Origin of the sequence: Micromonospora sicca, from assembly GCF_003172935.1 — a bacterium.
Taxonomy (GTDB): domain Bacteria; phylum Actinomycetota; class Actinomycetes; order Mycobacteriales; family Micromonosporaceae; genus Micromonospora; species Micromonospora sicca.
This window is the reverse complement of the sequence record NZ_QGKS01000446.1, coordinates 1-6,349: the sequence shown is the minus strand read 5'-3', so window position 1 is coordinate 6,349 and position 6,349 is coordinate 1. Positions and strand designations below refer to the sequence as shown.

The window sequence follows — 6,349 nt, the reverse complement described above, 5'->3', positions numbered from 1 at the left end:
CTCGGAGATGTGTCCCCTGGACCGAAGCCCAAGGGCCCGGTCCCCAGCCCGCCGCAGCCGGCGACTCCGGTCGCCAAGCCGGCGAGCGCGCACGACATCGAAGTGGCGGCCGCCGAGGCGCGCGCCGCCGCCCTCAAGGCTGAGCAGGAGGCCGCGGTCAAGGCCGCGCAGGCCGCCCGCCAGCAGCAGCGGGAGAACGTCCGCCGGGAGCCCCCGACCGAGGGTGGTCCCCGTCCGGGTCCGGCTCCGCGTCCGGGTCCGAACGCGGTGCCGCCGCGTCCCACCCCGGCCGCCGGCCGTCCCGGTGGCCCGACCCCGGGCCCGGGTGCCCGGCCGGGCGGTCGTCCGCCGGCGCGCGGCGCCGGTAACAACCCGTTCGGTATCCAGGGTGGCCAGCAGCGGCCCCCGGCTGCCGGTGGTCCCCGGCCGAGCCCGGCCGGCATGCCGCCGCGGCCCAGCCCGGCGTCCATGCCGCCGCGGCCCAGCCCGGCCTCCATGCCGAGCCAGCGGCCCACCACGGGTCGCCCCGGCGGCCCCGGTGGCGGTCGTGGCGGCCCCGGTGGCGGCGCAGGCCGTCCCGGTGGCGGTGGCGGTGGCTTCCGTGGCGGTCCCGGTGGCGGCGGCGGTGGCGGTGGCTTCCGTCCCGGTCCCGGTGGCGGCGGCGGTGGCGGTGGCTACCGCGGTGGCCCGGGTGCCGGTGGCGGTGCTCCGGGCGGCGGTTTCCGTCCGGGTGCCCCGGCCGGTGGCGGTGGTCGCCCCGGTGGCGGCGGTCGTGGCCGTGGCGGTGGCGCCGCGGGTGCCTTCGGGCGTCCGGGTGGTCGGCCGACCCGTGGGCGCAAGTCCAAGAAGCAGCGCAGACAGGAGTTCGACAACCTGTCGGCCCCGACCATGAGCTCGGGTGCCCCCCGGGGTCAGGGTCAGGTCGTCCGGCTCTCCCGTGGCGCCTCGCTGTCGGACTTCGCCGACAAGATCAACGCCAACCCGGGTTCGCTGGTCCAGGAGATGTTCAACCTGGGCGAGATGGTCACCGCGACCCAGTCCTGCTCCGACGACACCCTGCTGCTGCTGGGTGAGCACCTCGGTTTCGACGTGCAGATCGTCAGCCCGGAGGACGAGGACCGCGAGCTGCTCGCGCAGTTCAACATCGACCTCGACGCCGTGGTCGCGGAGGAGCGCCTGGTCAGCCGTGCGCCGGTGGTGACCGTCATGGGTCACGTCGACCACGGTAAGACCAAGCTGCTCGACGCGATCCGTAAGGCGAACGTCGTGGCCGGCGAGGCGGGTGGCATCACCCAGCACATCGGCGCGTACCAGGTCCACGTCCCGCACGAGGGCGAGGACCGCGCGGTGACCTTCATCGACACCCCGGGTCACGAGGCGTTCACCGCCATGCGTGCCCGTGGTGCCCAGGTGACGGACATCGTGGTGCTGGTGGTGGCGGCCGACGACGGCGTGATGCCGCAGACCATCGAGGCGTTGAACCACGCCAAGGCGGCCGACGTGCCGATCGTGGTCGCGGTCAACAAGGTCGACAAGCCGGAGGCCAACCCGGACAAGGTCCGCCAGCAGCTGACCGAGTACGGGCTGGTCGCCGAGGAGTACGGCGGCGAGACCATGTTCGTCAACGTGGCGGCGAAGCCGGGCATCGGCATCGAGGAGCTGCTCGAGGCGGTCCTGCTGACCGCCGACGCGTCGCTGGAGCTGACCGCTCCGATCGACGGGCCGGCGCAGGGTGTGGCCATCGAGGCGCACCTGGACAAGGGCCGCGGTGCGGTGGCGACGGTGCTTGTGCAGAAGGGCACCCTGCGGGCCGGCGACTCGATCGTCGCCGGTGGGGCGCACGGCCGGGTCCGGGCGATGCTCGACGAGAACGGCAACCAGGTCGCCGAGGCGGGTCCGGCCCGTCCGGTCCTGGTGCTCGGTCTGACCGCGGTGCCGGGTGCGGGTGACACCTTCCTGGCGGCCGAGGACGACCGCACGGTGCGCCAGATCGCCGAGCAGCGGCAGGCACGGCGGCGGGCGGCGTCCTTCGCCAACTCCCGTGGCCGGGCCACTCTCGAGACGCTCATGGAGCAGCTCAAGGAGGGCGAGAAGACCTCGCTCAACCTGGTGCTCAAGGGCGACGTCTCCGGTTCCGTGGAGGCCCTCGAGGACGCGCTGTTCAACCTCGACATCCCGGAGGAGGTCCAGCTCAGGATCATCCACCGGGGCGTGGGTGCGATCACCGAGAGCGACGTCATGCTCGCGAGCGCCTCGTCCGAGGCGGTCACGATCATCGGCTTCAACGTGCGGGCCGCCAACAAGGTCCGCGAGATCGCCGACCGCGAGGGCGTGGAGATCCGGTACTACACGGTCATCTACCAGGCCATCGAGGAGATCGACGCCGCGCTCAAGGGGCTGCTCAAGCCGGAGTACGAGGAGGTCGAGCTGGGCTCCGCGGAGATCCGCGACGTGTTCCGCTCGTCCAAGGTCGGCAACATCTCCGGCTGTATCGTCCGGTCCGGCGTCATCCGCCGCAACGCCAAGGCGCGGCTGCTGCGGGACGGGGCGGTCGTGGCGGACAACCTCACGGTCAGTTCGCTCAAGCGGTTCAAGGACGACGCGACGGAGGTCCGCGAGGGCTTCGAGTGTGGTCTGACCCTGGCCGGTTTCAACAACGTCCAGGTCGGCGACATCATCGAGACCTTCGAGATGCGGGAGAAGCCGCGCGCCTGATCCGACGGTGACACAGTGATCAAGGGGTTTACGCCGAAAGGCGTAAACCCCTTGATCATGTCCGGGGGTGACCGTAATGTCCGGGGCGATGTTCACCGGAACCGTGGTCTTCGACCTGCTGCTGCCAGGCGACTCCAGGTCGCTCAAGGCGAAAAGATCATATGTACGGCCGATCGTGGCGGCGCTGCGCCGCTTCGAGGTGTCGGCCGCCGAGGTGGGAGCGCTCGACCTGCACGGCCGGGCCGAGATCGCGGTGGCCGTGGTGGCCGCCGAGGCGGCGCACGTCCGCGAGGTGCTCGACTCGTGCGAGCGCCTGGTGGCCGCCCGGCCGGAGGCCGAGCTGCTGTCCGTGCGCCGCCGGCTGTACGGCGAGGAAGACTGACGCCGGGCCGGTCATCCCCGCCGACGGGGCCCGGATCCGGGGTGCCCGTCGCCATCGGCGGCCCCGCGCGGCCGCCACGATCGCGCGGGTAGTGTTCGAGATGTTGGGCGGTCGGGCCCGGCGGCGCCCCGCGCCGCCGTCTCCGGCCGGGAGCAGGATGCCCTGGAGGTGGGGGAGATGACGGATCCGGCCAAGGTACGCCGGCACGCGGAGCGCATCCGCGAACTGGTCGCGTCGGTGGTGCGGAGCCAGATCAAGGACCCCCGGCTCGGGATGATCACCATCACCGACGCCCGGATCACCGCCGACCTGCGCGACGCCACGGTGTTCTACACCGTGCTCGGCGACGCGGCGGCCCAGTCCAGCACCGCCGCCGCGCTGGAGAGCGCCAAGGGCCTGCTGCGCAGCACGGTCGGGAAGGCCCTCGGGCTGCGGCACTCGCCCACCCTGACCTTCGTCCTGGACGACGTGCAGGACCAGGTCAAGCACATCGACGACCTGCTCGCCGCGGCCCGCAACGCCGACGCCGAGGTGCAGCGGCTGGCCGCGAGCGCGAAGTACGCGGGCGAGCCGCAGCCGTACCGCCTCGAGGACGAGGTCGAGGACGCCGAGGCCGAGACCGAGGACGCCGGGACCGAGGGCGAGCCGCGCGGCGGCGATCGCCCGTGACCGACCCCGCCGCGGGCGCCCCCGAGGCGCCCACCGGGGCCGAGTGGGCGGCCGCGGTCGCCGCGGTACGCCGACTCCCCGCCGACGCGCGGGTGCTGCTGATCTGCCACGTCAATCCGGACGGGGACGCGCTGGGCAGCATGCTCGGCTTCGGGCTGGGGCTGCGCCGGCTGGGCGTACGACAGCTCCAGGCGACCTTCCCCGGGCCGCCGGAGGTGCCGGAGCCGTTCCGCTGGCTGCCCGGGCTCGACCTGCTGGTGCCGCAGGATGCCGCGTACCCGGATCCGGATCTGGTCATCTGCTTCGACGCGGCGAGCGAGTCGCGGCTCGGTGACCTGGTGGGCCGGCTCGGGTCGGCGGGTGCGTCGCTGGTGCTCGACCACCACGCCTCCAACACCCGGTTCGGCGACATCAACCTGGTGGACCCGCACGCGGCGGCGACCTCGGTGGTCGCCGAGGGGCTGCTGGACCGGCTCGGGGTGCCGCTGGACGCTGACATCGCGGCATGCCTCTACGTCGCGCTGAGCACGGACACCGGCTCGTTCCGCTTCGAGGCGACCACCCCGGCCGTGCACGAGATGGCAGCGCGGCTGCTGGCCACCGGCATCCGACCGGGGGACATCTCCCGACGGATCTTCGACACCCGGCCGTTCGGCGCCGTCCGCCTCTTCGGCGAGGCGATCGGCCGGGCCCGGCTGGAGCCGGGCGCGGCCGGCGGGCGCGGCCTGGTCTGGACGTACGCGACCCTGGACGACCTGGCGCGGCACGACCAGCCGCCGTACGTGCTGGAGGCGCTGATCGACTCGGTGCGCTGCACGGCCGAGGCGGACGTGAGCTGCGTGGTCAAGCAGACGCCGGCCGGGGACTGGGCGGTGTCGCTGCGGAGCAAGGGCGCGGTGGATGTGAGCCGGGTGGCGGTGGCGTTGGGCGGCGGTGGACACCGGTTCGCCGCCGGGTTCACCGGTCGGGGCAGCGTCGACGAGGTGGTCGACAGCATTCGGGCCGAGCTCGACGGGGCGTTGCTCGCGGTCTGAGATCAGGGTCGACTCCGGGGTGTGGTGGTCTTCCCGCGCTCCGTGAGGGTGGGGACAATCGGATGATGGATCACTCCCGAGAGCTCACCGCCGAGGCGCCCCGAGCCTGGGACCGTCCCGTCGTCTCCGTACCGGTGCTGATCTGCCTCTCCCTGGTCGGCGGACAACTGCCGTCCTTCTCCGCGCAGGCCAACCTCTACACCCTCGGCACCGGCGGCGCGCTGATCTGGCTCGGGTTGAACAACCGGGTGCCCCGGCGGCCCGCGCCCCGCCGGCTGACCCCGGGGGCGGTCTGGTGGCTGCTGCCGGTGACCGTCTTCGGGGTCTTCGAGGGGGCGACCTTCGTGCTCTCGGTGGGCGACGACTTCCCCACCTTCTCCCGGCTGGCCGATCCGCTGCTGGAGGACCACCTGGTCCGCTCCACGGCCTGGTTCGCCTGGCTGGCCGCGTTCTGGGGGCTGGTGCGGCGATGATGCGGGCGCTGGCCATCGGCGGCTTCCTGACCGCGATCCTGCTCTTCGCTGGCGTGGAGTGGGCGTCCCGGCGGGAGGACTCCCGGGTGCCGTCGCTCGGCGACGTCTGCGCGTTCGTGATGCGGTACGCGGTCGGCCCGGTGCCGGTGGGGCGGATCGGGCTGTTCGGCTTCTGGTGGTGGCTCGGCTGGCACTTCCTGGCCCGCTGACGCGGGTATCCGTCCAGATGTCGGGAATCCTGGGCAGTATGTGGACCTGAACGATAGCTTGGGTAAGGACCGGCGCCGCGCCGCGACGCAGGTCGTGGGCGGTGGCGCCACACCAGGTGCCGCCTCCCTCCAGGGTCGGACCGACCCGGGCTCACGCTGCCAGGCGAGCCGCTCCGGTGATCCCGGACCGCTGCCGGGCGCTCAGCACGACCGCCCGTAGGGCCACCGTGCCGCGGTGGTCAGCACCCTGGAAGGGATCTGGAGATGGCGACCAAGCCCACCCGCAAGCCGCAGCCGGAGACCACCGACGAGGCGCGCGAGCAGATGCGCCGCGCGCTGCAGACCTCGATGGACACCCGTCAGTGACGTACGTCGTCCGGCGGTGACGTCGCCGACGTCGCTCCGTCGCCGGCGTCACCGCCGCCCCGGCTCCCCGGGCCCGCCCTCCGGCGCTACCGTCACCGGGGGCGTCGCATCCTCGTCGTCGGCAGCTCGGGCGCCGGCAAGAGCACCCTGGCCCGCGAGGTCGCCCGCCGGCTCGACCTCCCGCTGATCCACCTCGACCGGCACTACTGGCGGCCCGGCTGGGTCGACGCTGACGACGCCGACTTCCGCGCCGACGTCGCCGCGCTCGCCGCCCGCCCGGCCTGGGTGATGGACGGCAACTACGGCGCCACCCTCGACCTCCGGCTGCCCCGCGCCGACCTGCTGGTGCTCTGCGACCCGCCCCGGCTGCGCTGCCTCGCCCGGGTGCTCGGCCGCCGCTGGGCCCACCGCGCCACGCCCCGGGCCGACCTCCCCGAGGGCTGTCCGGAGCAGGTCGACCTGGAGTTCCTTCGCTACGTCTGGCGCTACCCACGCCACTCT

General features: G+C 73.4%; 7 protein-coding genes and 1 pseudogene. All 8 read left to right on the top strand.

The genetic code is table 11. The annotated features are described in order from the left end of the window. Positions 1–2,715: translation initiation factor IF-2 (infB, locus tag DKT69_RS33355; protein ID WP_109805391.1), on the top strand; the 2,715-nt coding region annotated here is incomplete at its 5' end. An 88-nt stretch (positions 2,716–2,803) separates the two neighbouring features. Next, positions 2,804–3,097 carry a DUF503 domain-containing protein gene (locus DKT69_RS33350; protein ID WP_109805388.1) on the top strand — a complete coding sequence of 98 codons (294 nt, stop codon included), beginning with the start codon at positions 2,804–2,806 and terminating at the stop codon, positions 3,095–3,097. 177 nt (positions 3,098–3,274) lie between these two features. After that, the gene (rbfA, locus tag DKT69_RS33345) at positions 3,275–3,766 is read left to right on the top strand and encodes a 30S ribosome-binding factor RbfA (protein WP_109805387.1); all 492 of its coding nucleotides are present in this window, start codon (positions 3,275–3,277) and stop codon (positions 3,764–3,766) included. Then, positions 3,763–4,800 carry a DHH family phosphoesterase gene (locus DKT69_RS33340; protein WP_109805386.1) on the top strand — a complete coding sequence of 346 codons (1,038 nt, stop codon included), beginning with the start codon at positions 3,763–3,765 and terminating at the stop codon, positions 4,798–4,800. Before rbfA ends, DKT69_RS33340 begins: the two co-directional genes overlap by 4 nt. A 65-nt stretch (positions 4,801–4,865) precedes the next feature. Then, the gene (locus DKT69_RS33335) at positions 4,866–5,273 is read left to right on the top strand and encodes a hypothetical protein (protein WP_109805390.1); all 408 of its coding nucleotides are present in this window, start codon (positions 4,866–4,868) and stop codon (positions 5,271–5,273) included. Further along, the gene (locus tag DKT69_RS33330) at positions 5,273–5,482 is read left to right on the top strand and encodes a DUF6186 family protein (RefSeq protein WP_201749984.1); all 210 of its coding nucleotides are present in this window, start codon (positions 5,273–5,275) and stop codon (positions 5,480–5,482) included. Before DKT69_RS33335 ends, DKT69_RS33330 begins: the two co-directional genes overlap by 1 nt. Before the next feature lie 474 nt (positions 5,483–5,956). Further along, positions 5,957–6,088 (top strand): annotated as a pseudogene (locus tag DKT69_RS41285) (AAA family ATPase); the annotation flags it as partial. Between the two features lie 48 nt (positions 6,089–6,136). Continuing rightward, a partial coding sequence (locus tag DKT69_RS39260) for a P-loop NTPase family protein (protein WP_497529439.1) occupies positions 6,137–6,349 on the top strand: 213 nt, incomplete at its 3' end.

What these genes read in the sequence shown, in the direction of transcription:
- DKT69_RS33350 (WP_109805388.1), top strand. Translation starts at nt 2,804, where the DNA reads ATGTTCACCGGAACCGTGGTCTTCGACCTGCTGCTGCCAGGCGACTCC.
- rbfA (WP_109805387.1), top strand. Translation starts at nt 3,275, where the DNA reads ATGACGGATCCGGCCAAGGTACGCCGGCACGCGGAGCGCATCCGCGAA.
- DKT69_RS33335 (WP_109805390.1), top strand. Translation starts at nt 4,866, where the DNA reads ATGGATCACTCCCGAGAGCTCACCGCCGAGGCGCCCCGAGCCTGGGAC.
- DKT69_RS33330 (WP_201749984.1), top strand. Translation starts at nt 5,273, where the DNA reads ATGCGGGCGCTGGCCATCGGCGGCTTCCTGACCGCGATCCTGCTCTTC.